Origin of the sequence: Roseateles sp., assembly GCF_044373315.1 — a bacterium.
GTDB lineage: Bacteria > Pseudomonadota > Gammaproteobacteria > Burkholderiales > Burkholderiaceae_C > JACDQM01.
The window spans coordinates 1-26,126 of sequence record NZ_JBILQK010000018.1; the positions used below are offsets into that span (position 1 = coordinate 1).

General features: G+C 67.7%; 23 protein-coding genes. 21 read left to right on the forward strand and 2 right to left on the reverse strand.

Annotated elements, in window-relative coordinates:
• The 17 genes from ACIQ67_RS06565 to ACIQ67_RS06645 all read left to right on the forward strand — a co-directional run.
• Positions 1-258 (forward strand): DCC1-like thiol-disulfide oxidoreductase family protein (locus tag ACIQ67_RS06565; RefSeq protein WP_397533560.1); only part of this gene is annotated, 258 nt, incomplete at its 5' end.
• Positions 259-297: 39 nt separating this feature from the next.
• Positions 298-1,029, forward strand: coding sequence for an SDR family NAD(P)-dependent oxidoreductase (locus ACIQ67_RS06570; protein WP_397533561.1), 732 nt, complete (start codon positions 298-300; stop codon positions 1,027-1,029).
• Between the two features lie 10 nt (positions 1,030-1,039).
• Positions 1,040-1,228, forward strand: coding sequence for a hypothetical protein (locus ACIQ67_RS06575; protein WP_397533562.1), 189 nt, complete (start codon positions 1,040-1,042; stop codon positions 1,226-1,228).
• Complete coding sequence (locus ACIQ67_RS06580; protein WP_397533563.1) at positions 1,225-2,697, forward strand: FAD-binding domain-containing protein; 1,473 nt, start codon at positions 1,225-1,227, stop codon at positions 2,695-2,697. The genes ACIQ67_RS06575 and ACIQ67_RS06580 overlap by 4 nt, the downstream gene beginning before the upstream one ends.
• 147 nt (positions 2,698-2,844) lie before the next feature.
• On the forward strand, positions 2,845-3,855 hold the full coding sequence (locus ACIQ67_RS06585) for a collagen-binding domain-containing protein (protein ID WP_397533564.1): 1,011 nt from the start codon (positions 2,845-2,847) through the stop codon (positions 3,853-3,855).
• Positions 3,856-4,033: 178 nt separating this feature from the next.
• Positions 4,034-5,059, forward strand: coding sequence for a sulfate ABC transporter substrate-binding protein (locus ACIQ67_RS06590; protein WP_397533565.1), 1,026 nt, complete (start codon positions 4,034-4,036; stop codon positions 5,057-5,059).
• A gap of 13 nt (positions 5,060-5,072) precedes the next feature.
• On the forward strand, positions 5,073-5,960 hold the full coding sequence (cysT, locus tag ACIQ67_RS06595) for a sulfate ABC transporter permease subunit CysT (RefSeq protein ID WP_397533566.1): 888 nt from the start codon (positions 5,073-5,075) through the stop codon (positions 5,958-5,960).
• On the forward strand, positions 5,960-6,841 hold the full coding sequence (gene cysW / locus ACIQ67_RS06600) for a sulfate ABC transporter permease subunit CysW (protein WP_397533567.1): 882 nt from the start codon (positions 5,960-5,962) through the stop codon (positions 6,839-6,841). The genes cysT and cysW overlap by 1 nt, the downstream gene beginning before the upstream one ends.
• Positions 6,842-6,947: 106 nt before the next feature.
• A complete protein-coding gene (locus ACIQ67_RS06605; RefSeq protein WP_397533568.1) occupies positions 6,948-8,012 on the forward strand; it encodes a sulfate/molybdate ABC transporter ATP-binding protein in 1,065 nt (354 codons plus the stop codon).
• Positions 8,013-8,034: 22 nt separating this feature from the next.
• Positions 8,035-8,961, forward strand: a complete 927-nt coding sequence (locus ACIQ67_RS06610) for a CysB family HTH-type transcriptional regulator (protein ID WP_397533569.1) — start codon at positions 8,035-8,037, stop codon at positions 8,959-8,961.
• Positions 8,962-9,096: 135 nt separating this feature from the next.
• Positions 9,097-10,104 carry a sulfate ABC transporter substrate-binding protein gene (locus ACIQ67_RS06615; protein ID WP_397533570.1) on the forward strand — a complete coding sequence of 336 codons (1,008 nt, stop codon included), beginning with the start codon at positions 9,097-9,099 and terminating at the stop codon, positions 10,102-10,104.
• Between the two features lie 39 nt (positions 10,105-10,143).
• The gene (gene chrA / locus ACIQ67_RS06620) at positions 10,144-11,487 is read left to right on the forward strand and encodes a chromate efflux transporter (RefSeq protein WP_397533571.1); all 1,344 of its coding nucleotides are present in this window, start codon (positions 10,144-10,146) and stop codon (positions 11,485-11,487) included.
• 299 nt (positions 11,488-11,786) lie between these two features.
• Positions 11,787-12,440, forward strand: coding sequence for a redoxin domain-containing protein (locus tag ACIQ67_RS06625; RefSeq protein ID WP_397533572.1), 654 nt, complete (start codon positions 11,787-11,789; stop codon positions 12,438-12,440).
• Positions 12,437-12,802 (forward strand): nuclear transport factor 2 family protein, encoded by a 366-nt coding sequence (locus tag ACIQ67_RS06630; protein ID WP_397533573.1) that lies wholly within the window; start codon positions 12,437-12,439, stop codon positions 12,800-12,802. Before ACIQ67_RS06625 ends, ACIQ67_RS06630 begins: the two co-directional genes overlap by 4 nt.
• Positions 12,803-13,118: 316 nt before the next feature.
• On the forward strand, positions 13,119-14,192 hold the full coding sequence (rsgA, locus tag ACIQ67_RS06635; protein ID WP_397533574.1) for a ribosome small subunit-dependent GTPase A: 1,074 nt from the start codon (positions 13,119-13,121) through the stop codon (positions 14,190-14,192).
• A 95-nt stretch (positions 14,193-14,287) separates the two neighbouring features.
• Positions 14,288-15,901, forward strand: a complete 1,614-nt coding sequence (locus tag ACIQ67_RS06640) for a serine hydrolase domain-containing protein (RefSeq protein WP_397533575.1) — start codon at positions 14,288-14,290, stop codon at positions 15,899-15,901.
• A gap of 41 nt (positions 15,902-15,942) precedes the next feature.
• The gene (locus tag ACIQ67_RS06645; RefSeq protein WP_397533576.1) at positions 15,943-18,309 is read left to right on the forward strand and encodes a TonB-dependent receptor plug domain-containing protein; all 2,367 of its coding nucleotides are present in this window, start codon (positions 15,943-15,945) and stop codon (positions 18,307-18,309) included.
• Here the strand turns inward: ACIQ67_RS06645 and ACIQ67_RS06650 are convergent.
• On the reverse strand, positions 18,299-19,597 hold the full coding sequence (locus ACIQ67_RS06650) for a TIGR03862 family flavoprotein (protein WP_397533577.1): 1,299 nt from the start codon (positions 19,595-19,597) through the stop codon (positions 18,299-18,301). The genes ACIQ67_RS06645 and ACIQ67_RS06650 overlap by 11 nt on opposite strands.
• A 53-nt stretch (positions 19,598-19,650) precedes the next feature.
• A complete protein-coding gene (locus ACIQ67_RS06655; protein ID WP_397533578.1) occupies positions 19,651-20,565 on the reverse strand; it encodes a LysR family transcriptional regulator in 915 nt (304 codons plus the stop codon).
• Between the two features lie 112 nt (positions 20,566-20,677).
• Here ACIQ67_RS06655 and ACIQ67_RS06660 point away from each other — a divergent pair, with 112 nt between their 5' ends.
• From ACIQ67_RS06660 to ACIQ67_RS06675, 4 genes are all read left to right on the forward strand, one after another.
• Positions 20,678-22,114 (forward strand): NADP-dependent isocitrate dehydrogenase, encoded by a 1,437-nt coding sequence (locus ACIQ67_RS06660; RefSeq protein WP_397533579.1) that lies wholly within the window; start codon positions 20,678-20,680, stop codon positions 22,112-22,114.
• Complete coding sequence (locus tag ACIQ67_RS06665) at positions 22,111-22,926, forward strand: DUF6671 family protein (protein ID WP_397533580.1); 816 nt, start codon at positions 22,111-22,113, stop codon at positions 22,924-22,926. The genes ACIQ67_RS06660 and ACIQ67_RS06665 overlap by 4 nt, the downstream gene beginning before the upstream one ends.
• A gap of 214 nt (positions 22,927-23,140) precedes the next feature.
• A complete protein-coding gene (locus ACIQ67_RS06670; RefSeq protein WP_397533581.1) occupies positions 23,141-23,779 on the forward strand; it encodes a class I SAM-dependent methyltransferase in 639 nt (212 codons plus the stop codon).
• 23 nt (positions 23,780-23,802) lie between these two features.
• Positions 23,803-26,115, forward strand: coding sequence for a CocE/NonD family hydrolase (locus ACIQ67_RS06675; protein ID WP_397533582.1), 2,313 nt, complete (start codon positions 23,803-23,805; stop codon positions 26,113-26,115).
• Positions 26,116-26,126 lie beyond the last annotated feature (11 nt).

Genomic DNA, 26,126 nt, shown 5'->3' on the forward strand with positions numbered 1-26,126 from the left:
CCGCTACCTGATGGCGTGAGCGGCCCGACGCGCGCACAGCTGATGGCCCGCTTCCATGTGCGCGCCGCCGACGGCCAACTGCTCAGCGGTGCTGCCGCCTTTCTGGCGCTGTGGGCCGCGCTGCCTGGCTGGCGCTGGCTGGCCCGGCTCGGTCGCCTGCCCGGTGTGGCCTGGACGATGGAGCGCGCCTATCGCCTGTTCCTGCGCTTGCGGCCGCGGCTGCAGCGCTGGGCAGCCCACCTCGACCGACCCGCCTGATCAAGCTGCCTCACACCTCTTCACGAAAGCGATCCGCCCATGAACTCCATTGCCCTCATCACCGGTGCCAGCGGTGGCATCGGCCGCACCCTGGCCCGTCAACTGCTGGCCACAGGCCACCGCGTCGTCGCCGTCGGACGCGACGACGATCGCCTGGCCGAGGTTGAGGCCACGCTGCGCATCAGCGCCGACACCAGCACCCCCGAAGGCGCCGCGCTGGCCCTCGCGGCCTGCGAGGAGGCGCTCGGCGCCGCGCCTGGCCTGCTGGCGCATTGCGTAGGCAGCACCTTGATCGCGCCGCTGCATCGCACCCGCGCCGAGGCCTACCGGGAGGTGATGCGCGTCAACCTCGACAGCGCCTTCTTCATATTGCAGGCCTGGGTGGGCGCGCTGCAGGGTGGGCCAGGCGCGGCGGTCTTCGCCAGTTCGGTGGTGGCACGCATCGGCGTGGCTAACCATGAGGCTATCGCGGCGGCCAAGGGCGGCGTCGAGGCACTGGTGCGCAGCGCCGCCGCCACCTATGCCGCGCAAGGCCTGCGCATCAACGCGGTCGCACCCGGCATGACCGAGACACCGATGACGGCCAGCATGCTGAAGCTGCCGGCGATGCGCGACGGCGCCGCGCGGCAATACCCGCTGGGCGGCCTGCAATCCGCCGAACAGGTGGCCGATGTGATGGCCTGGCTGCTGAGCGCGGCATCGTCCCGTGTCACCGGCCAGGTGATCGCAGTCGACGGCGGATTCACCACCATCCGGCCGTTGGTGAAGTAAGGAGAACGCCATGAGCGACGACCCACGCTGCTGCGGCAGCGGCACATGCATCATCGACACGCAAGGCCGCTGCTGGTGCGGCCAGCAGTGGGATGGCATCAAGATGTGTCATGCACCGATCGGCCCAGAAGAACCACAGCTGGCGGCCTTGCCAAACCAAGCCCCGGGCGCGTCAGGCGGCGACGACCTGCCGGCATGAAGCCGGCGGCCCTGGTCTGGTTCAAGCGTGATCTGCGCGTGCGCGACCACGCGCCGCTGGCCGAGGCGCTGCACTTCGAGCAGGCGCTGGCGCTGCTGGTGATCGAGCCGCAGTGGCTGGGCAGCCCCGAGTGCGACCCGCGCCATGTCGCCTTCCTGCTGGACTGTGCGGCCGAGCTGCAGGCCGAGCTGGCGAGGCGCGGGCTGCGCATGCTGGTGCGCCAGGGCGAGATGCCGGGCGTGCTGCAGTCGCTGCGGCGCGAGTTTCCCTTCACGCATCTGTTCAGCCACGAGGAAACCGGCCCGAGCTGGAGCTACACGCGCGATCGGGCTGTGGCCGTCTGGTGCCGCAGCCAGGGTGTGCTCTGGCTCGAATCGCCGCAAACCGGCGTGGTGCGCCGGCTGCAATCACGTGCTGGCTGGGCCGGCCGCTGGGCGCAGCGCATGAATGCACCCGAGGCGCGCGACGCGAGCGGCTTCAAGCCAGCCACCAGCCTGCTGCCCAAGGCCCTGCCCAGCCTGCATGAACTCGGACTGCCTGTGCCACAGACCGCGATGCCCGCTGGCGGCGAGCGCGCCGCCTGGGCCACCCTGGCGAGCTTTCTGGAAGGTCGGGGACGAGACTACCGCCAGGCCCTGTCCAGCCCGCTGAGCGCCGCCGAGGGCTGCAGCCGCCTGAGCGCGCACCTGGCTTTCGGCACCATCTCGATGCGCTGCGTACACCAGGCCACCGAGGCCCGCATCGCCACCACCTCGGACCGGCAGCTGGCTTACGCGCTGCGCGGCTTTGCCAGCCGCCTGCGCTGGCATTGCCACTTCATGCAGAAGCTCGAAGACGAGCCAGCCATCGAGTGGCGCAACGTCGCGCGCTCGGTCGATGGCCTGCGCGCCGGTGACGGACGGCATCCGGAACCGGTCGACCAGGAACGATTACAGGCCTGGTGCGCAGGCCGCACCGGCTATCCCATGGTCGATGCCTGCATGCGCCAGCTGCGGGCCACCGGCTGGCTGAACTTCCGCATGCGCGCCATGCTGGTCAGCTTCGCGGCCTATCACCTGGGCCTGCACTGGCGCGAGCCCGGGCTGTTCCTGGCCCGGCAGTTTCTCGATTTCGAGGCCGGCATCCATTGGAGCCAGATGCAGATGCAGTCAGGCACCACCGGCATCAACACGCTGCGCATCTACTCACCCGCCAAGCAGGCACGCGACCACGACCCGCAAGGCCTCTACGTCCGGCGCTGGGTGCCCGAGATCGGCAGCCCCGCCTACCCGCCACCGATCGTCGACGAGCGGGCCGCATTGGCGGCCATCAAGGACAAGCTCTACGCGCTGCGCCGCACCGGCGAGGCCCGCGCCGAGGCCGAGGCCATCCAGCACAAGCATGGCTCAAGAAAGAGCGGCCTGCCGCCCAGCCCGCGCCGCCCGGTGCGCAAGGACAAGACGCCGGCCGGGCAGGGCCAACTTTTCTAGACGCCCCGACGCTGGCGCGTGAACAAGGACACAAACCAATCAAATACCACTCACACACGGGGTATCCCTGATCACCCCATCGCTCAAGAATGCGCTGCGCCCATGAAACAGGCCCATCCGCACCTCCTGATTAACGAAGAGCATGGTATGAAACAAGCACTCGGCCTCACCAGCAAAACTATTGGTATCTCTTTGGTAGCAATTCTGATGGTGGGTCTGGCCAGCACCCGTGCGCTCGCTGCACCGGTCCTGAGCCTCGGCGCCGCCCAGGGCTACAGCGGCTTCTTCTTCGGCGATGTGAAAGCCCAGAACGACGTCGAGGGGCGCCTGGCGGTGGGCGGCAACTTCACCGGTAATGGCTCGATCGGCTACCGGAACGCGCATGGCTCCAGCGGGCCTAGCCTGGTGGTCGGCGGCAACGCCCACTTCAACAGCAATGGCGGCATCTTCAACGGCCCCACGGCTGCCACCAACACCAACGCATCGGTCGGCCCGATCACCGGCTACGCGAAAGCGCCGGGCTACGGCGTCTACGGCGGCCGCCTCAGCGGCGCAACGGCCGGCATGGATCTGCGCCAGCAAAGCGGCGTGATCGACTTCGCGCAGGCCAAGTCACAGCTGGGCCAGCTGTCCGTGGAGCTCGGCAGCCAGCGTGGCACCGGCAAGGTCGAGGCCCCGTGGTCCGATACCCGCCTGACGGGTTCTGGCAGGAGCGGTGTGATCGATTTCTTCGATCTGCTGGCCAAGCCCGGCTGGGACGGCAAGCTGGCCATCGGCACGCTGGAGCTGCGTGATGTGGCAGCCGACTCCTGGGCGGTGATCAATGTGCGCAGCAGCGGCGCTATCGCCTTCACCGGCGGATTCGAAGGCCTGTTCGATGATCTGGGTGGCCGCGTGCTGTTCAACTTCACCGATGCCAGCCAGATCTCCATCAACACCTTTGTGTGGGGCAGCATCCTCGCACCCAAGGCCGACTTCCGCGGCCAGGGCCATGTGGAAGGCACGGTGATCGGTCAATCGGTCTCGCAAGCCTTCGAGTTGGGCCACGAGCCTTTCGTGCCCCCGAACAACGCCGTGCCCGAACCGCAGAGCATTGCGCTGCTGCTGGCCGGCCTGGCGGCGCTGGGCTGGGCCAGCCGCCGCCGACTGCGCGGCTGATCGGCCAGACCGGCCCACAGCACCCGACCCGGCCTGCAACCGCCGGCGGCACGGCAGGCGGCCGGTCAGACGAGGCATCAACAAGCCACGGCCTCGAATAAGCAAAGAAGAAATCAATCGTTCCCAAAACTGGCTCCGCTTGGCACTCTCACGGCCTGACTCTTGTTGAAGCTCCGCCATGAACCTGCCAGATCGCCGCCACCTCCTGATCGCCCTTGCCACCTTTGGCAGCGCCGCACTCGCACCGCAAGCCGTGCTGGCACAGCCGGCCGGGGACATTCAATTGCTCAACGTGTCCTATGACGTGAGCCGCGAGCTCTACAAGGACATCAATCCCGCCTTCGCGGCGCAGCACAAGGCCAAGACCGGCCGAACCGTCACGGTCACCCAGTCCCATGGCGGCTCAAGCCGCCAGGCCCTGTCGGTCGCCAGCGGCCTGGAAGCCGATGTGGTGACGATGAACCAGGCTACCGACCTGGATTTGCTAGCCGAGAAGGGTCTGATCCGCGCCGACTGGCGCAAAGCGTTCCCGAATGGCGCAGCACCCTACACCACCACCACGGTTTTCCTGGTGCGCAAGGGCAACCCTAAGGCCATCAAGGACTGGGCTGACCTCACCCGCACCGGCGTCTCGGTGATCGTGCCCAACCCCAAGACCTCGGGCAACGGCCGCTACACCTATCTGGCAGCCTGGGGCTCGGTGATCGCCAAGGGCGGCAACGATGCCCAGGCGCGCGACTTCGTCGCCAAGCTGCTGGCCAATGTGCCGGTGCTGGACGGCGGCGGCCGCGGCGCGACGACCACCTTCACGCAGCGCGACATCGGCGATGTGCTGGTGACCTTCGAGAACGAAGCCGAGCTGATCGAGAACGAAGTCGGCAAGGGTAAGTTCGACGTGGTCTACCCCAGCATCACGATCGAGGCCGAGGCCCCGGTGGCCGTGGTCGAGAAGGTGGTGACCAAGAAAGGCACGGCGGCAGCGGCCAAGGCCTATCTGGACTTCCTCTACTCGCCCGAAGGCCAGCAGATCATCGCCAAGCACAACTTCCGCCCGCGTGACGCGGCGGTCGCCAAGGCCAACGCAGCGCGCTTCCCTGTGGTCAAGACTTTCACGGTGGACTCGCTGCTGGGGGGCTGGACGGCCGTGACAAAGACGCACTTCGCCGACGGCGGTGTCTACGACCAATTGGTCCTCAAGCGCTGAGCGTGGTTTCGCGATGACAAACGCTGCCGTTCTGAGCGCGCCCGGCGCCGCCGCCGCTGCGCCCCGGCGCAAGCCGCGCCGCGTGCTGCCGGGCTTCGCGCCCACTCTGGGCTTCACCCTGTTCTACCTGTCACTGCTGGTGTTGATCCCGCTGTCGGCGGTCTTCTTCAAGGCGGCCGGCCACGGTTTCGACGCCTTTTGGGCCGCAGCCACCGCGCCGCGGGTGATTGCGTCCTACAAGCTGAGTTTCGGCACCGCGCTGCTGGCGGCCAGCATCAATGTGGTGTTCGGCCTGGTCCTGGCCTGGTCGCTGGTGCGCTACGAGTTCCCCGGCAAGAAGATCGTCGACGCGCTGATCGATCTGCCGTTCGCGCTGCCGACGGCGGTCGCCGGCATCTCGCTGACGGCGCTGTACGCCGGCAATGGCTGGATGGGCCAGTTGCTCGCCCCATTGGGTATCAAGGTGGCCTTCACGCCGCTGGGCATCCTGGTGGCGCTGATCTTCATCGGCCTGCCCTTTGTGGTGCGCACGGTGCAACCGGTGCTGGAGGACATGGAGACCGAGCTTGAGGAGGCTGCAGCCTCACTGGGCGCGCAGCGCTGGCAAGCCTTCCGCATGGTCGTGCTGCCCATCCTGCTGCCCAGTCTGCTGACCGGCTTCGCGCTGGCCTTCGCACGGGCCGTGGGCGAATACGGCTCGGTGATCTTCATCGCCGGCAACATCCCAATGGTCAGCGAGATCACGCCGCTGATGATCATCTCCAAGCTTGAGCAGTTCGACTACGTCGGCGCCACTGCCATTGCCACGGTGATGCTGTTGTTCTCCTTCGTGCTGCTGCTGGCGATCAACGGCCTGCAGGCCTGGAGCAGCCGGCGCATGGGCCAGGAAGGACGCAAATAATGTCAGGCGCTGTTTCTTCACTGGGCGCTGCCAAGGGCCGCTACCAGAGCAACCCGGCCACGCGCGAGGCACCCTGGGTGCGGCGCACGCTGCTGGGCCTGGGCCTGGCCTTCTTCGCCCTCTTTCTGGTGCTGCCGCTGGTGGCGGTGTTCACCGAGGCCTTGCGCAAGGGCTGGGACACCTATCTGGCCGCACTGATCGAGCCGGATGCCGTCTCCGCCATCAAGCTGACGCTGCTGGCGGCCGCCATCTCCGTGCCACTGAACCTGGTCTTCGGCGTCAGCGCGGCCTGGGCCATTGCCAAGCATGACTTCCGCGGCAAGCAGTTGCTGATCACCTTCATCGACCTTCCGTTCTCGGTGTCGCCGGTGGTGGCCGGATTGGTCTATGTGCTGATCTTCGGCGCGCAGGGCTGGTTCGGTCCCTGGCTGCAGGCGAACGACATCAAGGTCATCTTCGCGGTGCCCGGCATCGTATTGGCGACACTGTTCGTCACCTTCCCCTTCGTCGCCCGAGAGCTAATCCCGCTGATGCAGGCCCAGGGCCGCGACGAGGAGGAAGCCGCCACCGTGCTGGGCGCCTCGGGTTGGCAGACCTTCTGGCGAGTGACCCTGCCCAACATCAAATGGGGCCTGCTGTACGGCGTGATCCTGTGCAATGCACGCGCCTTCGGCGAGTTTGGCGCCGTGTCCGTGGTGTCCGGCCATATCCGCGGCCAGACCAACACGCTGCCGCTGCATGTCGAGATCCTCTACAACGAGTACCAGTTCGCCGCTGCCTTTGCGGTGGCCTCTCTGCTGGCGCTGCTGGCGCTGGTGACGCTGGTGCTGAAACAAATCGTCGAATGGCGGCACGCCGCTGCCATCAAGGAAGTCCAATGATGACTATCGCCACCAAAGCGGAACGGGCCGCGCGCCGGGCCGCTCCCAAGCCAGCCCAGATCCTCTCGGGGGATCAGAAGAAGCACGCATCGGACGAGGGGCTGTCATGAGCATTCAAGTCAGGAACATCCACAAGAGCTTCGGCGCGTTCACCGCGCTGGGCGACGTCAGCCTGGACTTCCCCACCGGCGAGTTGGTCGCGCTGCTCGGCCCCTCCGGCTGCGGCAAGACCACGCTGCTGCGCATCATCGCGGGGCTGGAGACGGCCGACCGGGGTCAGGTCTTGCTGGATGGCGAAGACGCATCCGACACCCATGTGCGCGAGCGCCAGGTCGGCTTCGTGTTCCAGCACTACGCCTTGTTCCGCCACATGACGGTGTTCGACAACGTGGCCTTCGGCCTGCGCGTCAAGCCGCGCAAGGAAAGGCTCAGCGAGGCGGCCATCAAGAAGAAAGTGCATGAGTTGCTGAACCTGGTCCAGCTCGACTGGCTGGCCGACCGCTTCCCGCCGCAGCTCAGCGGTGGCCAGCGTCAGCGCATCGCGCTGGCGCGCGCACTGGCGGTTGAGCCGCGCGTGCTGCTGCTGGACGAGCCTTTCGGCGCACTGGATGCCAAGGTACGCAAGGAGCTGCGCCGCTGGCTGCGCCGCCTGCACGACGAGCTGCACATCACCAGCATCTTCGTCACCCACGACCAGGAAGAAGCGCTGGAGGTGGCCGACCGCGTGGTGCTGATGGACCACGGCCGCGTCGAGCAGGTGGGAACACCGCAGGAAGTCTACGAACGCCCGGCCACGCCCTTCGTCTATGGTTTCCTTGGCGCAGTCAATCGCTTCGAGGGTCGCAGCGAGAACGGCCGGCTGCACATCGGCGAGCACACGCTGACCCACGGCCAGGCGCATGAACTGGCCCCGGCGAACGGCGCCTTGCTGCAGGCCTATGCACGCCCGCACGAACTGCAGATCCTCACGACGCCCGGCGCCGAGGGCCTCGCAGCACGCGTGGAGCGCGTGCTGAGCTTCGGCGCTGCAGCGCGTGTCGAGCTGACCGGGCCGGATGGCCAGCACCTTGAAGCTGAGCTCAGCCGCGAGCAGGCCGAGCTGCTGCAGCTGCAGTCCGGCCAGGCGGTGCGCCTGCAAGCCTCGCGCTTGAGCCTGTTCGAGGCCGCATAAGTAACAGGGTGCCACCGGGTTCATGAACTTCCAGCAACTGCGCATCATCCGCGAGGCGGTCCAGCAGAACTTCAACCTGACCGATGTGGCCGCGGTGCTGTTCACCTCGCAGTCCGGCGTCTCCAAGCACATCAAGGACCTGGAGGACGAGTTGGGCGTCGAGCTCTTCGTGCGGCGCGGCAAGCGCCTGCTGGGGCTGACCGAGCCGGGCAAGGAACTGGCCGTGATCGTCGACCGCATGCTGCAGGACGCACGCAACATCAAGCGCCTGGCTGACCAGTTCTCCGACGCCGACACCGGCCAGCTGACGATTGCCACCACCCACACGCAGGCGCGCTATGCCCTGCCGCAAGTGGTGGCGCGCTTCAAGGCCGCCTTCCCCAAGGTGCACCTGGTGCTGCACCAGGGCAGCCCGGCCGAAATCGTCGCGATGCTGGATTCCGGCGAGGCTGATGTCGGTATCGCCACCGAGGCACTGGACAAGAACCATGCCTTCGTCACGTTTCCCTTCTACGACTGGCACCACGCGATCGTCGTGCCGCAGGGCCACGCGCTCGCGCAGCAGCCAGAGCCGATGACGATCGAGCAACTCGCTGAACTGCCACTGATCACCTACCACGAGGGCTACACAGGCCGCGAGCGGATCGACGCCACCTTCGCCGCCGCCGGCCTGACGCCGGACCTGGTGATGTCGGCGCTGGATGCCGATGTGATCAAGACTTACGTGCAGGTCGGACTGGGCGTGGGCATTATCGCGGCCATGGCCTTCGAGCCACAGCGCGACGCCGGCCTGCAGCTGATCAGCGCCGCGCACCTGTTCCCGCAGAACACCACGCGCATCGCGCTCAAGCGCGGCCACTATCTGCGCGGCTACGCCTACCGCTTCCTGCAAGAGTGCGCGGCTGATCTCGACGAGGATGCGGTGAAGGCGGCGTTGTCGGTGGACTGAGCTGAGCCATCGGCGCTGACGCAAGGTCAGCTTTCCATTGACGGCTGCTAAGCAATGCAGAAGTTCTTGGTTCCCGCCACCGCGGGCACTGCATAGAGTGAGGGTTCCCATCGCCTCCCTTGCTGAACCATTGCCATGAAGATCAACCGTCGCCTCTACACGATCCTGGCCAGCGCGCTGCTGCTCGGCAGCGCCGCCGCCGTACAAGCCCAGGCCACGCTGCTCAACGTCTCCTACGACCCGACGCGCGAGCTCTATCAGGACTTCAGCGCCGCCTTCGCAAAGCACTGGAAGGCCAAGACCGGCGAAAGCCTCAGCGTCAAGCAATCGCACGGCGGCTCGGGCAAGCAGGCCCGCTCGGTGATCGACGGCCTGGATGCCGATGTCGTGACACTGGCCCTGGCCTACGACATCGACGCCATCCATGACAAGGCCAAGCTGCTCCCCGCCGATTGGCAGAAGCGCCTGCCGAACAACAGCAGCCCCTACACCTCGACCATCGTCTTCCTGGTGCGCAAAGGCAATCCGAAAGGCATCACCAACTGGCCGGATCTGGCGCGCAGCGGCATCGACGTGATCACGCCCAATCCCAAGACCTCGGGCGGCGCGCGCTGGAACTACCTGGCGGCCTGGGCCTACGCCTTGAAGCAGCCGGGCGGCAATGGCGAATCCGCCAAGGCCCTCGTCAAGCGCATCTATGCCAACACAAAGGTGCTGGATTCGGGCGCACGAGGCTCTCTGACCACCTTCACCGCGCGCGGCATCGGCGACGTGCTGATCTCCTGGGAGAACGAGGCCTACCTGGCGGTCAAGGAGTTGGGCTCGCAGAAGTTCGAGATCGTCACGCCGTCCCTGTCCATCCTGGCCGAGCCACCGGTGGCTGTCGTCGACAAGGTGGTCGACAAGCGCGGCACGCGCAAGCTGGCCGAGGCCTACCTGGAGTATCTGTACACCCCCGAAGGTCAGGACATCGCCGGCCGCCACTTCTACCGCCCGCGTGACGCGAAGGTTGCCGCCAAGTACGCCAAGCAGTTCGCCCACACCCAGTTGATCACGGTGGACGAGGTGTTTGGCGGCTGGCGCGCGGCGCAGAAGACGCACTTCGACGACGGCGGCGTATTCGACCAGATCAGCGTGCGCTGACACATTGCCGACCTTGCGCATCGGGTAGGCTGCGGGCCGATGTCCTCCCTGCCCGACAGCCCCATCCCTCTCGGCCAAGCGCTGCGCTTCTGGTTCAAGCTTGGCTTCATCAGCTTCGGCGGCCCGGCGGGGCAGATTGCCCTGATGCATGCTGAGCTGGTGGAGCGGCGGCGCTGGATCAGCGAACGGCGTTTTCTGCACGCGCTGAACTACTGCATGCTGCTGCCCGGCCCCGAGGCGCAGCAGCTCGCCACCTACCTGGGCTGGCTGATGCACCGCACGTGGGGCGGCATCGCCGCCGGCGCGCTGTTCGTGCTGCCCTCGCTACTGCTGTTGATCCTGCTGTCCTGGCTCTACATGGCCTTCGGCGACCAGCCCCTGGTGGCCGGACTGTTCTACGGCATCAAGGCCGCCGTCACCGCCATCGTTCTGCAGGCCGCGCACCGCATCGGCCAGCGCACCTTGAAGAACGCCTGGCTGTGGGCAATCGCGGCGGCGGCCTTCGTCGCCATCTTCGCGCTGAAGCTGCCCTTCCCCGCCATCGTGGCCGCCGCGGCGCTGGCTGGTGCGATCGGCGCACGGCTGGCGCCGCAGTGCTTCAGCCCGGGCGGCGGCCAGGCTGCTGGCCAGGCCACCCATGCTGCTGCCCAGATCGACGATGACACCCCAAGCCCGCCACACGCACGCTTCAAGGGCTTGCGCCTGGCCCTGGTCCTGTTCGCTGGCGCGCTGCTGTGGCTGGCACCGATGGCGGCGCTGCTGGCCTGGCAAGGCGGCTCAGGCGTGCTGACACAGATGGGCTGGTTCTTCACCAAGGCCGCACTGCTAACCTTTGGTGGCGCCTACGCGGTGCTGCCCTATGTCTACCAGGGCGCGGTCGTTCAGCAGGGCTGGCTAAGCGGCACGCAGATGATGGACGGCCTGGCGCTGGGCGAAACCACGCCCGGGCCGCTGATCATGGTGGTGGCCTTCGTCGGCTTCGTCGGCGCCTGGCAAAGCCCCGAGCTGGCCGCACTGTTGGGCCCGGATCGCCAATGGCTGGCCGGCGCGCTGGCGGCCTGCGTGGTGAGCTGGTTCACATTCCTGCCCTCCTTCGTCTTCATCCTGGCCGGCGGGCCACTGGTGGAGTCCACCCATGGCGACATCAAGTTCAGCGGCCCGCTGACCGGTATCACCGCGGCCGTGGTCGGCGTGATCCTGAATCTGGCGCTGTTCTTCGCTTACCACCTGCTGTGGCCGCAGGGCCTCGAAGGCCGCTTCGACGCTGTCGCCGCGCTGCTGGCCGCAGCAGCGGCCGTGGCGCTGCTGCGCTTCAAGCGCTCGGTGCTGGAGGTCATCGCGGCCTGCGCGGTGCTGGGCCTGCTGCTGAGCCGGCTGGCCTGACGCCGGCCTTGCAAGCGCCGGCTGCAGACGAAGAACTGGCCTGCGAAACCTTTGCTCATCGTCAAATCAACGTCACAAACGAGGGGCACAATGCAAGGCATCCAAGGCGACAAACCGGCTGCAGATTGGGCAGAAAACTGGAACCCGTCACCAGCGCCAGAGGAAGCCGTCTTGAGGCGACACCATAAACGTCGCTTCTTGTCCGGTAAGCAGGGCCACCGTCTGGTGGCCCTTTGCTTTTTGGGGACTCGAATCGGATGCGACACTGCACGCAGCTTGCGTTTGCCTGGAGACCCGAAATGCTCAAGACTGTCCAGCACTCGCGCCTCGCGGCTCGTCGTCTCGTCCTGCGACTGATGGGTGGCACCGCGCTGGCTGCGCTTTCCAGTCTGGCTGTCGCGACAGCCAGCATCGGCCAGGCTGCACCCGACTTCAGCGCCAGCACCGCCGACGGCCGAACCCTGGAGCTGAAGTCCCTGCGCGGCAAGACCGTGGTGCTGGAATGGACCAACCACGATTGCCCCTACGTCAAGAAGCATTACCGGAGTGGCAACATCCCGCAGCAGCAGCAGGACGCCACCGGCCAGGGCGTGGTCTGGCTGCAGATCATCTCGTCAGCGCCTGCCACGCAAGGCCATGTCGACGGTGCCACAGCGCTGCGGCTTAACACCGAGCGCAGCGCCAAGCCCGCGGCGGTTCTGCTCGACCCGACCGGCCAGATCGGCCGGCTGTATGGTGCCCGCACGACGCCGCACATGTACGTCATCACGCCCGAAGGCAGACTGGCCTATGCCGGCGGCATCGACAGCATCCCGAGCGCGCGCGACGAAGACATCGCCCGGGCCGATCAGTTCGTGCGCCTGGCCCTGGCCGATCTACGCGCCGGAAAGCCGGTGGGCCGCAGCAGCTCGCAAGCCTATGGCTGCAGCATCAAGTACGCTTCCAACTCATGACTTCACCCAGCAACAACGCAACGCGCAGCCCTGCCGAGCTGGCCCAGGCCCAGCTCGATGCCTACAACGCCAAGGATCTGGACGCGTTCTGCGCCTGTTACGCCGAGGAGGTGCGCGTCTGGCGGATGCCCGACCCGATGCCGCGTACTTCGGGCATCAGCAGCTTCCGCGAAAGCTATGCGGGCGGCCCCTTTGCCAACCCTGCCATCCGTGCCGAGGTGCGCGAGCGCCTGGTGATGGGCAGCAAGGTGGTGGACTATGAGTGGGTGCATGGCCGCAGCGCCGAGGCACAGCCGGTGATGGTGGTCTATCACTGCCGCGACGGGCTGATCCACGAGGTCTACTTCTTCAGCCCCGATTGATGTGGCGCGGCGCTGACAGCGCCTTGACCATTGCGCCAGCGCGGATGCACACTACGTCCCTTCCTTCCACTCACACAGGAGCACACCATGGCCAAGACTGATATTGCCCACCTCCTGTCGGCTGCGCTCCCGCGCCACGCCTGAGTCCGGCACGCCACGCCTCGCGTGGCTTCCTGAGCATCACTTGAGCGCCGCAGCCGCGGCCGACATCGCCCCACCTCCCGCACCTGAACCCTGGTTCAGGCTGGATTGATCGCGCCTGCGCGACGGCCACCAAGGCCGCCGTGCCGGGCTCTCATCAAGCGATGTGCTCGACATGCTCGAACTCGACTCCAAGACGCTCACGGCCCTGCGTGGCCTGGGACTCAACAATGCCTTGCTGAGCCGCCTGGCCAGCCTGCGCGACACCACCGGCACCTGGCCGGCCCGCATCACCGAGGTCCACCGCGACCGCTACACCATCACCGACGCCGCCGGTGCGCGCAGCGCTGGCTGCGTGCCCGAACTCAGCCGCGAGCTGCAGGCCTGCGGCGAAGCGCTGGCCGTGGGCGACTGGGTGCTGGTGGCCGAAGACGACTGGATCCACCAGCGCGTGCCGCCGCTCAACGCGCTGAGCCGGCGCACGCCCGCCGGCCGGCTGCAGGCGCTGGTGGCCAATGTGGACACCGCCCTGCTGGTGATGGGGCTGGACCATGACTTCAATCTGGCGCGCCTGGACCGCTATCTGCTGCTGACGCGCGCCGCTGGCGTGGCCAGCGTGGTAGTGCTCAGCAAGGCCGACCAGTGCGACTTCGTGGGCCAGCGCATGCAGCGCCTGCGCGCCCACCTGGCCTACAGCGCCGCCGTGGAAGTGCTGGCGCTGGACGGCACGCAGCCGGAAGCGCGCCTGCAACTGGTGCCCTGGCTGTCCGCAGGCAGCACGCTGGTGCTGCTGGGTTCCAGCGGCGCGGGCAAGAGCACGCTGACCAACACGCTGTGCGGCCTGGCCCTGCAGGACACTGGCGGCGTACGCGCCGATGACAGCCGCGGCCGCCACACCACCACGGCGCGCAGCCTGCACCGCACGCCTGAGGGTGCCTGCATCATCGACACGCCCGGCCTGCGCGGCCTGGCGCTGGATGCCGACGAGGCAGATCTGGCCGCCGGTTTCGACGATGTGGCCCGGCTGGCGCCGGCCTGCCGCTTCCGCAACTGCAGCCACGGCAACGAGCCCGGCTGCGCGGTACGCGACACGCTGGACCCGACGCGGCTGAAGAGCTTCCACAAGCTGCAGCGCGAAGCCGAGCGCGGCCAGATGGACCTGCAGCAAAGGCGCGAACAGCTGGCCGAGTGGAAAGCCCGCAGCCGGGGCGCGCGCGAGCGTCTGGCCAGCAAGCGCGGCGGCGCTTGATGCAGCGGCGGGCGCAGCGCGCACGTGAGCTCCGGCATGCCAAAAGCTGCGTGCGACACTGCGCGCCACCGCCTTAGACAGCCACGGGACGTGCCATGAATTCCGCCCTCCAAGCCCGCATCGATGCCCTGTTCACCGATCTCGCCGGGCGCAGCGCGCCGGGCCTGGTGGTCGGCGTGCTGCAGGCCGGCGAGGTGCTGCATGCCAAGGGCTATGGCATGGCGGACCTGTCCCAGCTAACACCGCTGAAGGCCGACAGCGTGCTGCGCATCGCCTCGGTCTCCAAGCAGTTCACCGTGGCCGCCGCGCTGCTGCTGGAACGCCAGGGCCGGCTGTCGCAGCAGGACGATGTGCGCCAGCATCTGCCCGAGCTGGGGCCCTGGGATCTGGACGGCGCAGTGGTGCGCATCGAACACCTGATGCGCAACACCAGCGGCCTGCCCGACGTGCTGGAGCTGCTGCGATTGGGCGGCGTAAACCTCGACCTGCGCGTGGACCGTGCCACGCTGCTGCAGGCGATGCTGCGCAACCGGCATCTGAACTTCATGCCGGGCAGCCAGTTTCTGTACTGCAACAGCGGCTTCGCGCTGCTGGGGCTGATCGTCGAGCGCATCACTGGCCAGAGCCTGGGCGAGCTGCTGCAGCAGCAGTTTTTCGGCCCGCTGGGCATGCGCCAGACGCGCATGCTGGTCGAAAGCGATGTGCCGCTGCCGCGCCTGGCGTCCGGCTATCTGCCGGTGCCCGCCGAAGCCGGCGGCGGCTGGCGCCGGGCCCAGCATGGCTTTGAGCATGGCGGCGAAGGCGGCATGGTTTCCAGCGTGCAGGACATGCTGCAGTGGGCCGCCCACCTGCTGCGCCCGGCCGGCGCGGCGCCTGATATGGCCGCCGATCTGATGCATGCCGCTTCGCTGAACGGCGGCGAAGCCTCGCCCTATGCGCGCGGCCTGGAGCGCAGCACGCTGGACGGCCTGGCCTGCATCGGCCACGGCGGCCTGTGGCCGGGGTTCCGCACCGAGTTCCTACTGCTGCCCGAGCGCGAACTGGCGGTGGTGGTGATCAGCAACGACGGCGGCCACAACCCCTACAAGACCGCCCGCGAGATCGCCCGGCTGGCGCTGGACCTGCCACCGCCCGCAGCGGCTGCGCCCGATGCCGCGCTGCTGGGCCGCTGGTGGGATATGGCCAGTGCCCAGCTGCTGGAACTGAGCCTGCAGGGCAAGCGCCTGATGGCACAGCAGTGGGGCGTGAGCTTCGAGCTGCAGGCCACGGCCGACGGACGCTGGCTGCCGCTGCGCGGCGCCTACGAGTTGCAGCTGCTGGGCCTAGGCCCGGACGGGCGCCTGCAGCTGCAGGCGGGCCGCGGCCAGCAGCATGGCTTGCAGCGGCTCAATGCGCCGGCAGCGCTGCCCGAGGGTCTGGCTGGCGACTACTGGTGCGAGGACATTGCCACCTGGTGGCGCATCCGGCCCTGCGGCGCCGGGCTCGCGGTCTGGGCCGAAGGCCCGCTGCTCAAGCCCACCCAGCCCTGGGCCCTGCAAGGCCTGGATGCGGGCACGGTCGAGCTCCTGAGCCAGGGTTACTGGATGCAAGGCCGGCAGTTGCTGCATCCGCAGCGCGATGAGCAGGGTCGCGTACAGGCGCTGTGCGTCGACACCGCCCGTGTCAAGGGCCTGCGCTTCGAGCGCCGCAACGCAAGTAAAGAAGTTTGAAGTCCAGGCCTTGCGGCCGACAGACAGGAGGCGCGCATGCGATGCTCCTCCCCGCCCAAGACATCACGCCCTCGTCGATCACCATGCGCCGTCGCCCCTCGCTCACGCCCCTGACCCTGGCCTTGCTGCCGCTGCTCGGCACCACCCACTGGGCCGGCGCACAGACAGCCCCCAGCCCGCCAGCCGCGGCCGCCAGCACGCCACAGGCGGACAAGCCAGTGCCCCAGCCGACACCCCGGCCACAGCAAGCCCCGACCAAGGTCACCCCAAAGACCGACCCCAAGGCCGAGCAGCTGGAGCGTGTGGAAGTCAGCGGCGGCGCCAGTGACAGCGCGCAGCGCCGCGCCTCCACCGCATCCAAGATCATCATCGGCCGCGAGGACATCGAGCGCTTCGGCGATGCCAGCGTGGCCGAGACGCTGAAGCGCCTGCCCGGCGTCACCACCGGTGGCCGCCCGGGCCGCGGCGGTGCACCGCGCATGCGCGGCATGGGTGCGGGCTACACCCAGGTGCTGGTCAATGGCGAGCGCATGCCGGCCGGTTTCTCGCTGGACGACCTGCCGCCCGAGCAGGTGGAGCGCATCGAGGTGATGCGCGCGCCCACCGCCGAATTCGGCGCGCGCGCCGTGGCCGGCACCATCAACATCGTGCTGCGTGAGGCGCTGGTGAGGCGCAACAACGATCTGCGCGTCGGCACGGCCTATGAGAAGGGCCTGTGGAGCCCCCAGTTCTCATGGACCCGCAACGACACGCTGGGCGAGGATGGCAGCGTGGGCGCCTACACCACCACGCTGGTGGCCAACCGCGCCAGCCGCATGGACGATGTGGACACGCGCATCACCACGCTCAATCTGGCGGACAGGTCCAGCAGCGTGATCCGCCAGACCGGCAGCAGCGAAAGCACGCGCGACAGCCTCAATTTGAATGCCCGCGTGCAGCTGCGCCTGGACGGCGGCAACACGCTGAACCTGATGCCCATCCTGGTGGCCGCGCAGGGCAAGAACAGCAGCGCCTTCACGCAGGTGCCCGGCCGCGACTACGACCGGGTGCAGACCGAAGGCGACAACCAGTTCCGCATGGGCCGGCTCAACGGCATGTGGATGCAGCGGCTGTCGGGCAGCAGCCGGCTGGAGCTGCGCGGCGGCATCGGCCAGGCCAAGCTCGACAGCAGCAGCCTGCGCCAGGAATGGCGTGGCACGCCTGGTGCACTGCTACCCTCCAGGCGCCAGGACGACACGACCGACAGCCTGGACCGCTCCTGGAACCTGGCGAGCAAGTTCTCGCACCAGCTGGAGGCCAGCGAACACAGCCTGGTCGGCGGCCTGGAAGCCGAAGGCGTCAAGCGCGACCAGACCCGCATCAGCCTGGTCAACGGACTGCCACGCCCCGAGCTCGCCGACTTCGGTGATGAGCTGCAGGCCTCGACGCTGCGCCTGGCCGCCTATGCGCAGGACGAGTTTCAGATCAGCAAGCAATGGTCGGCCTATGGCGGCCTGCGCTGGGAAGGCATACGCACCAGCAGCGATGCCGCCAACTACGCGGTGCGCAACAACTCCAGCGTCTGGACGCCGCTGTTCCACACCGTCTGGAAGCCGGATGAGAAAAGCCGCGACCAGGTGCGCCTGAGCCTGACGCGCAGCTACCGCGCGCCCGATGTGCAGAACCTGATCGCGCGGCCGACGATCAACACACAGTACGAGCTCGATCCCGACACCGGCAGCTACCCCGACCGCGCCGGCAACCCCGCGCTGAAGCCCGAGCTGGCCACCGGCATCGACCTGGCCTTTGAGCGCTACTTGAGCAAGGGTGGCGTGCTGAGCGTCAGCACATTCGCGCGCCGCATCACTGACCTGATCCGCAACGTCACCGCGCTGGAGACGGTGAGCTGGTCCGGCACACCGCGCTGGGTGCAGCGCCCGCGCAATATCGGCAATGCGACGACCTATGGCATCGAGCTGGAAGCCAAGTTCCGCCTCGACGAGTTCATCAGCGACGCGCTGCCCGTCTCACTGCGCAGCAATCTGAGCCTGTTCCGCTCCAGCGTCGACGGCATTCCCGGCCCCAACAACCGGCTCGACCAGCAGCCCAAGGCCACCGCCAATCTGGGCGCCGACTACCGCATGCGTGGCCTGCCGCTGAGCTTTGGCGGCAACCTCAACTGGACGCCGGCCACCACCGTGCAGCAGACCCCGCTGCTGGCCAGCAGCAGCAGCCGCAAGCTGGTGGGCGACGCCTTCGTGCTGTGGAACATCAACCGCGAGATCGGCCTGCGCATCGCCGCCAGCAATATCGCGCCGCTGGACTACAGCAGCGCCAGCGTGATCACCACCAGCAAGCTGCAGACCAGCACCGAAAGCGCCGGCCGCACCTTCACCAACTGGCAGGCGCGGCTGGAGATCAAGCTGTAGTTGACTTGCGCTGCAGCCAGGCTGCCGCGCCCTCGCCCGCCACCGCACCGCTGGCCATGCTGGCGGTGAGCAGGTAGCCGCCGGTGGGCGCTTCCCAGTCCAGCATCTCGCCGGCACAGAACACGCCAGGAAGCTTGTCCAGCATCAGCCGTTCGTCCAGCTCAGGCAGACACACGCCGCCGGCGCTGCTGATGGCTTCGGCCACCGGGCGCGGCGCCTGCAGACGCAAGGGTAGACGCTTGAGTGTGCGCGCCAGCGTGGCCGGGTCGGCGTACTCGTCCTTGCTCAGCACCTCGTGAAGCAGCGAGGCCTTCAGGCCTTCGATCCCCAGCCGGCTCTTCAGGTGCGTCGACATCGAGCGCGGGCCGCGCGGCCGCGCCACTTCATCCTTCACGAATTCTTCGCTGCGCGAAGGCAGCAGGTCGAGGTGAATCACCGCTTCGCCGTGGTCCTCGATCTCCTCGCGCAAAAGGCTGGAGGCCGCATAGATCAGCGAGCCCTCGACGCCACTAGTCGTGATGACGAACTCGCCCTGGCGACTGAAGCTGCGGCCGCTGCGGCCCTCGAAGTGCAGCGCCACCGGCTTGAGCGGCTGGCCAGCGAACTTGTCGCGGAACAGCGCGCTCCAGCCCGGCGCATCGGCAGCGGTGCGAACCCGGCCCACATCGAAGCCGCAGTTGGCCGGCCGCAGGCCCGCCACTGCCACGCCGCGCGCGGCCAAAATGGGCACCCAGCCGGCGTTGGATCCCAGCTGCGGCCAGGACGCGCCGCCCAAGGCCAGCACCAGCACATCGGCCGGCGCCACGCGTTCCTCGTCACCGTGCCGAAACCGCAGGGCCTGGTCCTCGGTCCAGCCCAGCCAGTGATGGCGCATATGAAAGCGCACGCCGCTGGCGCGCAGCCGTGCCAGCCAGGCGCGCAGCAAGGGCGCCGACTTCATGTCCACCGGGAACACCCGGCCTGAAGTGCCCACAAAGGTCTCCACCCCCAGCTCGCGGGCCCAGTTGCGCAGTGCCGGTCCATCGAGGCGGCCGAGCCACTGCGCCACCTCGACACAAGGCTCGGCACGTCCGGTGGCAAAGCGGCTGGCAAACAGCGCGCTGTCTTCGGAATGGGTGAGGTTCAGGCCGCCCTTGCCTGCCAGCAGGAACTTGCGACCCACCGAGGCCATGGCATCAAACACCTCCACGTCGCAGCCGGCCGCGCGCAGCCGCTCGGCCGCCATCAGGCCGGCCGGCCCACCACCGATGACAACGGCTCTTGATGCGGATTGGGCGGACTGGGACATCGGGAACTCACGCGGGAAACTGGCGGGCTAGTGTGCCAGATGGCAAGGCACGCTCAAGCCGCTGCGCCCAGCTCGCTCAGCAGATAGTGCTTGAAGGCCTCGGCGATCGGCGACAGCTGCTTGCCGCGTGGCACCACCAGGTACCAGCTGTTGGCGATCGGGAAGCCTTCCACCGGCAGTTCCACCAGATTTCCCGGCGCCATATGGGTCAGGGCCAGGCGGCTCAGGATCGCCATGCCGAGCCCCGCGGCGACAGACTCCTTGATGGCCTCGTTGCTGGCGATGGTGATGGGGTTGTCCAGGCGCAGGCCCTGGGCTTCGCAGTGCCGCTCGATGGCGTGGCGGGTGCCGGAACCCTGCTCGCGCATCAGCCAGCGCTCGCCGGCCAGCTCGTCCCAGCGCACCCGCTTGCGCCGCGCCAGCGGATGCTCGCTGGGCGCGATCACCACCAGCGGGTTCTCGGTCAGCAGCGTCAGCTCGATATCGAGCTCGCGCGGCGGATGGCTGAACACATAGAGGTCGTCGAGGTTGTCCTGCAGGCGGCGGCGGATCTCGGCGCGGTTGCCGACCTGGAACTCGACCTCCACCTGCGGATGCGATTTGCAGAACGGCCCCAGCAGACCCGGCACCAGGTACTTGGCGGTCGTCACCACCCCCAGCCGCAGCCGCCCCACCGCCAGGCCGGCGCGCTGGGCCAGCCGCATCTCCAGCCGGTCCAGCACTTCGAACAGCTCGCGGCTGGTGGTCAGCAGCTCTTCGCCCACATCGGTGAGGTAGAGCTTCTTGCCGATCTGCTCGAACAGCTGAGCATCCAGCGCCTGCGCAAGCCGCGTCAGCTGGGTGGACACCGTCGGCTGGGCCAGATGCAGCACGCGCGCCGCATCGGTGACGCTGAGCCGCTCGGCCACTTCGCGGAAGACTTCGAGCTGGCGGAAGGTCGCCTGACGGGTGTGGAGTCGCTTTCTCATAGCCTATCGTAGATGAATAATAGTATTTAAATCTATTTTCACAAATTCATCGGAACTTCCAGAATTCGCCCCATCGCCGCACAACGGCTGTTGCAAAGGAAAGGTTCCACCCATGAGCAAGACCCCCATCACTGTCGCTTACGGCGACGGCATCGGCCCCGAAATCATGAAAGCCACGCTGCGCGTGCTCGAAGCCGCCGGCGCCCGCCTGGCGCCCGAGGTGATCGAGATCGGCGAGAAGGTCTACCTGGCCGGCAACAACAGCGGCATCGGCTCGGCCGCCTGGGAGTCGCTGCGGCGCACCCGCGTCTTCCTGAAGGCGCCGATCACCACCCCGCAGGGCAATGGCTACAAGAGCCTGAACGTCAGCACCCGCAAGGCCCTGGGCCTTTACGCCAATGTGCGCCCCTGCCTGGCCTACGCTCCCTTTGTGCCGACCCGCCACCCGGCGATGGATGTGGTGATCGTGCGCGAGAACGAGGAGGACCTCTACGCCGGCATCGAGCACCGCCAGACCGACGAGGTCTACCAGTGCCTGAAGCTGATCACCCGCCCGGGCTGCGAGCGCATCGTGCGCTATGCCTTCGAGTACGCGCGCCGCCAGGGCCGCAAGCGCGTCACCTGCTTCGTGAAGGACAACATCATGAAGCTCACCGATGGCTTGTTCCATCGCGTATTCGACGAGATCGGTGCCGAATACCCGGACATCGTGCGCGACAGCATGATCGTGGACATCGGTGCGGCGCGCCTGGCTGACACGCCCGAACGCTTCGATGTCATCGTGATGCCGAACCTCTACGGCGACATCCTCTCCGATGTGGCAGCACAGATCGCCGGCTCGGTGGGCATGGCCGGCTCGGCCAATATCGGCGACCAGTGCGCGATGTTCGAAGCCATCCACGGCTCTGCCCCCGACATCGCCGGCCAGGATCTGGCCAACCCGTCGGGCCTGCTGAACGGCGCCGTCCAGATGCTGCTGCACATCGGCCAGGCCGACGTGGCCGAACGAGTGCACAACGCCTGGTTGCGCACACTGGAAGAAGGCCTGCACACCGCCGACATCTACCGCGAGGGCCAGAGCCACAGCCGCGTCGGCACGCAGGCCTTCGCCGATGCGCTGATCGCGCGCCTGGGCAAGAAGCCTGAAGTTCTAAAGGCCGTCAGCTACACCGAGCAGGCGCCGCTGGTGCTGCCCACCCCGGTGCGCCCGGCGCCGCTGGACAAGCAGCTGGTCGGCGTGGACGTGTTCCTGCAGTGGCGCGACGGCACGCCCGAGCAGCTCGGCCCGCAGCTGCAAGCGGTGGCCGCGCCGGATCTGCCGCTCCAGCTGATCACCAACCGCGGCGTCAAGGTCTGGCCGCAGGGCTTCCCCGAGACCTTCTGCGTCGACCACTGGCGTTGCCGCTTCACGGCAACGGCGGGCACGCTGTGCTTCAAGGAAGTGCTGGCCCTGCAGGAGCGGCTGCATGCCCAGGCCTTCGATGTGGTGAAGACGGAGAACCTCTACACCTTCGACGGGGCCCCAGGCTACGCAGCGGTGCACGGATGAAGCATGCGGACCGACTGGCGCTGCTGACGCGCCATGGCAAGGCAGCGGTGCTGGGTGGCGTGGCCGAGGCTCTAGGGCTTGAGCTGCAGCTGATCGACGACTTCGATACCGACAGCCTTGGCACCTTCACGCTGGAGCGGCCGCGGCTGGGCAGCCAGTTCGACGCCGCGCTGGCCAAGGCCCAGCTGGCTTGCGAGCTGTCGGGCTGCCGCTGGGGCCTGGGCAGCGAAGGCAGCTTCGGGCCCGACCCCTATCTGGCCCAGGCACCTTGGGGCGTGGAGCTGCTGGTGCTGCATGACGCGCAGACCAACAGCCAGGTGCATGCGGTGGCCCAAGGGCCGGCGACGGCCTACCGCCAGCTCAGCGTCAGCAGCCTGGACGCTGCGATCGCCTTCGCGACCGAGATCGGCTTCCCCGCCCAAGGACTGATCATCGGCCGCGCGGACGAGCCCTGGTTTGACAAGGAAGCGCGCGAACTGGCACAGCTCAGGCAGCGGGCTGAACAGGCCCTGCTGCACGGCGAGCTGTGGCTGGAGACCGATATGCGCGCCCACCGCAACCCCAGCCGCATGGCCATGATCGCGCAGGCCGGCCAGGCGCTGGCGCAGCGCCTGCACGAGCGCTGCCCGCGCTGCGAGGCCAGGGGTTGGGCGCCGGTCGGATTGATCAGCGGCGCGCGTTGCGACTGCTGCGGCCACGCCACTTCCGCCGCGCGCGCTCAGCGTCTGCAATGCCCCGTCTGCCGCCACGAGGAAGAGAAGGCGCTGCGCGAGACCGTGCCGGCGGCACGCTGCGAGCTCTGTAACCCCTGAGACGCGTGGGCGCTCCGGCCGCTTGCAGGGCCTGGCCCACGCTGTCGTGTGCGATAGCCCACCTCAGCACTCAGCAGAAAAGGCCCGGGCTTGCTTCCATTCGCGTGAATCCATGCGTTTTCGCATGGTTGATATCCGGGATTGCCTGAGACGAAAGGCCTTTGCATGCGTAGCATGCGGCCACGCCTCGACTCCGTCCCAACACCTCGCGCCGATGAACGCTCTCGCCCACCCTCAAGTCGCCTTCTGGAACCGGATCGCCCGCAAGTACGCCTCCGACCCCATCGCCGACGAGGCGGGCTACGAGGCCACGCTGCGCCGCGTGCAGGCGCTGCTGCACGCTGACCAGGACGTGCTCGAAGTCGGCTGCGGCACGGGCAGCACGGCCCTGCGCCTTGCCGGCGGGGCGCGGCGCTACCACGCCACCGACGTAGCACCCGAGATGATTGCCATCGCCCGCGAGAAGCTGCAGGCCCACCCCGTGGCCCAGCTGCAGTTCGAGGTGGCCGACGCCTGCTCGCCGCGAGGGCGCAGCTTCGACATGCTGTTGGCCTTCAACGCCGTGCATCTGCTGCCCGACCTCGACGCCAGCCTGGCGGCCATGCTGCGCGCGCTCAAGCCTGGCGGCCTGTTCATCTCCAAGACGGCCTGCGTGGGGGAGATGAACCCGCTGATCACCCAGCTGGCCCTGCCGCTGGCCCGGCTGATCGGCAAGGCGCCGCCCGTGCTGCTGTTCAAGGAAGCGCAACTCGTGGCGGCCTTCGAGCGCCAGGGCCTGCATCTCGAGGCCGTCGAACGCCATGGCACGCGCGGCAAGGACATCCGGGTGGTCATCATCGCGCGCAAGATGTGAGGCTGTGTCGGCACCCACCCACGATGAAGACATCCCCGATGTGCCTCTGCCTGCACCGCCTGCTGCTGGCGGCACTGCTGCTGCCGGCGGCCGCGCAGGCGCAGGCACAGGCGCTGACATTCCCGCCGTCTGCGCGCGCGACCCCGGCCGCGCTGGCCAGCGTCTTGCCCGACCTGGCTCGCCAGGCCCTGAGCCAGTTGCCGCCGGCCAGCACACCGGACGCCCTCAGCGCCCGCGTGCTGCTCCAGCTGACGAGCGGCGACCACGCGGCTGCGCTGCATGAACTCGGTCTGCTGCGCCAGGCTCGCCAATCCAGCGACGCCGACGTGGACGCCGCCTTCACGCCCCTTGAAATCGATGCCAAGGCGCGCCAGCTGCTGGCGTCCGGCAAGCCCCTCGACGAGGCCTATCCACAAGCCTTCACGGCTGTGCTCAGCCGCCTGAGCAACAAGCAGGCGCTGCGAGCCGAGTTCGATTTCGGCACCAGTCTGGCCAGGCTGGAGTCCGACTGCACAAGAGCGTTGAATGCACTGGGCGACAAGGAGCTCGTGCCGCTGGCCGAAGCGCTGACACCGCTGCGCCGATGTGCTCAGGCGGCTGTCTACCGGCGCGCCCAGCCCTTCATCGCGGCGCAGCTCGCTCAGGACGATGCACGTCGCTATGTGATCCAGACCGATGTGCTGATCCAGACGCCCGCCGGCGCCACCTTGTCGGCCGTCGTGGCGCGGCCGCGCGACATGAGCACGCCGCAGCCGGCGGCGCTGTACTACTTCGTCTATGCCAATCTGGCCGAAAGCCTCAAGGAGGCCAGGCAGGCGGCCGCCCGCGGCTATGTAGGCGTGGTGGTGGACGTGCGGGGCAAGCGGCTCAGTCCGGACACCTTCGTGCCCTATGAGAACGAGGTGCAGGACACCCATGACGCCATCGAATGGATCGCGCGCCAGCCCTGGAGCGACGGCCGCGTCGCGATGTATGGCGGCAGCTACACCGGCTTCGCCCAATGGGCGGCAACTAAGAAGCTGCACCCGGCGCTGAAGACCATCGTGCCTTACGCCGCCGCTGTTCCGGGCTTGGGCCTGCCGATGGAGAACAACATCTTCCTGAACGCCAACTACGGCTGGGCGTTCTATGTGGGCAACAACAAGTACCTGGACAACGCCGTCTACAACGACCGCGAGCGCTGGAACGCGCTGCCCCACAAGTGGTATGCCAGCGGCCGCCCCTACCGCGAGATCGACGCCGTCGACGGCACGCTCAATCCCGCGCTGCAGCGCTGGCTGCGCCATCCTGCCTTCGACGCCTACTGGCAATCCATGACTCCGTGGCAGCAGGACTTTGCGCGCATCAACATCCCGGTGCTCTCCGTGACCGGCTATTTCGACGATGCCCAGATCTCGGCGCTGCACTACTTGAAGGAACACTACAAGTACAAGCCGGACGCCCAGCACTACCTGCTGATCGGGCCCTACGACCACTTCGGCGCGCAGAACCGGCCAGCCGCGGTGCATGCCGGCTATGCCATCGACCCGGTGGCGCACCTCAATGTGCGAGAGATCACCTTCCAGTGGCTGGACCATGTGCTGCGCGGCGCCGAGCGCCCGGCCCTGATCAAGGACCGCATCAACCATCAGGTGATGGGGGCTAATGTCTGGCGCCATGAGCCGTCGCTGGAGGCTTTGCAGGGTCGGCCGATGCGGCTCTATCTCTCAGACAGAAGCAGCAAAAACAGCAGCGAGCAGGCCCACCATCACGCGCTGTCGCCTGTCAAACCGGCAAAGACCGGCCATCTCGCCATGAAGGTGGACTTGGCCGACCGCAGCCGCACCTACAACGACTACTACCCCTACCCGGTGCTGGGCAAAGAGCCCGACCTGTCCAACGGCTTCAGCTTCATCAGCGAGCCGCTGGGCGAAGCGATGCGCTTGAGCGGGCTGATGAACGGCAGCCTGAACCTCACCATCAACAAGAGCGACGTGGACGTGGGGGTCGTGCTGTATGAAGTGATGCCGGACGGCAAGCTGTTCCATCTCGGCTACTTCATCGGCCGCGCCAGCCATGCGCGCGACATGACCCGCCGGCAGCTGCTCACACCGGGCCGCAAGACGGCCATTCCCTTCGAGACCGGCCGCATGGTGAGTCGCCAACTCAGCAAGGGCAGCCGCCTGCTGGTGACGCTCAACATCAATATGAACCCTCACGCCCAGGTCAACCACGGCACGGGCAAGGATGTCAGCGACGAGTCGATTGCCGACGCCGGCGCTCCGCTGCGGGTCAAGTGGCACAACGACAGCTTTGTGGAGCTGCCCTTGCACCGCTCGGTCGAAGCCGCTCGCTGACGGGCGGCGCA

Coding starts and splice junctions, on each gene's coding strand:
- ACIQ67_RS06570 (WP_397533561.1), top strand. CDS start 298: ATGAACTCCATTGCCCTCATCACCGGTGCCAGCGGTGGCATCGGCCGC.
- ACIQ67_RS06575 (WP_397533562.1), top strand. CDS start 1,040: ATGAGCGACGACCCACGCTGCTGCGGCAGCGGCACATGCATCATCGAC.
- ACIQ67_RS06580 (WP_397533563.1), top strand. CDS start 1,225: ATGAAGCCGGCGGCCCTGGTCTGGTTCAAGCGTGATCTGCGCGTGCGC.
- ACIQ67_RS06585 (WP_397533564.1), top strand. CDS start 2,845: ATGAAACAAGCACTCGGCCTCACCAGCAAAACTATTGGTATCTCTTTG.
- ACIQ67_RS06590 (WP_397533565.1), top strand. CDS start 4,034: ATGAACCTGCCAGATCGCCGCCACCTCCTGATCGCCCTTGCCACCTTT.
- cysT (WP_397533566.1), top strand. CDS start 5,073: ATGACAAACGCTGCCGTTCTGAGCGCGCCCGGCGCCGCCGCCGCTGCG.
- cysW (WP_397533567.1), top strand. CDS start 5,960: ATGTCAGGCGCTGTTTCTTCACTGGGCGCTGCCAAGGGCCGCTACCAG.
- ACIQ67_RS06605 (WP_397533568.1), top strand. CDS start 6,948: ATGAGCATTCAAGTCAGGAACATCCACAAGAGCTTCGGCGCGTTCACC.
- ACIQ67_RS06610 (WP_397533569.1), top strand. CDS start 8,035: ATGAACTTCCAGCAACTGCGCATCATCCGCGAGGCGGTCCAGCAGAAC.
- ACIQ67_RS06615 (WP_397533570.1), top strand. CDS start 9,097: ATGAAGATCAACCGTCGCCTCTACACGATCCTGGCCAGCGCGCTGCTG.
- chrA (WP_397533571.1), top strand. CDS start 10,144: ATGTCCTCCCTGCCCGACAGCCCCATCCCTCTCGGCCAAGCGCTGCGC.
- ACIQ67_RS06625 (WP_397533572.1), top strand. CDS start 11,787: ATGCTCAAGACTGTCCAGCACTCGCGCCTCGCGGCTCGTCGTCTCGTC.
- ACIQ67_RS06630 (WP_397533573.1), top strand. CDS start 12,437: ATGACTTCACCCAGCAACAACGCAACGCGCAGCCCTGCCGAGCTGGCC.
- rsgA (WP_397533574.1), top strand. CDS start 13,119: ATGCTCGAACTCGACTCCAAGACGCTCACGGCCCTGCGTGGCCTGGGA.
- ACIQ67_RS06640 (WP_397533575.1), top strand. CDS start 14,288: ATGAATTCCGCCCTCCAAGCCCGCATCGATGCCCTGTTCACCGATCTC.
- ACIQ67_RS06645 (WP_397533576.1), top strand. CDS start 15,943: ATGCTCCTCCCCGCCCAAGACATCACGCCCTCGTCGATCACCATGCGC.
- ACIQ67_RS06650 (WP_397533577.1), bottom strand. CDS start 19,597: ATGTCCCAGTCCGCCCAATCCGCATCAAGAGCCGTTGTCATCGGTGGT.
- ACIQ67_RS06655 (WP_397533578.1), bottom strand. CDS start 20,565: ATGAGAAAGCGACTCCACACCCGTCAGGCGACCTTCCGCCAGCTCGAA.
- ACIQ67_RS06660 (WP_397533579.1), top strand. CDS start 20,678: ATGAGCAAGACCCCCATCACTGTCGCTTACGGCGACGGCATCGGCCCC.
- ACIQ67_RS06665 (WP_397533580.1), top strand. CDS start 22,111: ATGAAGCATGCGGACCGACTGGCGCTGCTGACGCGCCATGGCAAGGCA.
- ACIQ67_RS06670 (WP_397533581.1), top strand. CDS start 23,141: ATGAACGCTCTCGCCCACCCTCAAGTCGCCTTCTGGAACCGGATCGCC.
- ACIQ67_RS06675 (WP_397533582.1), top strand. CDS start 23,803: ATGAAGACATCCCCGATGTGCCTCTGCCTGCACCGCCTGCTGCTGGCG.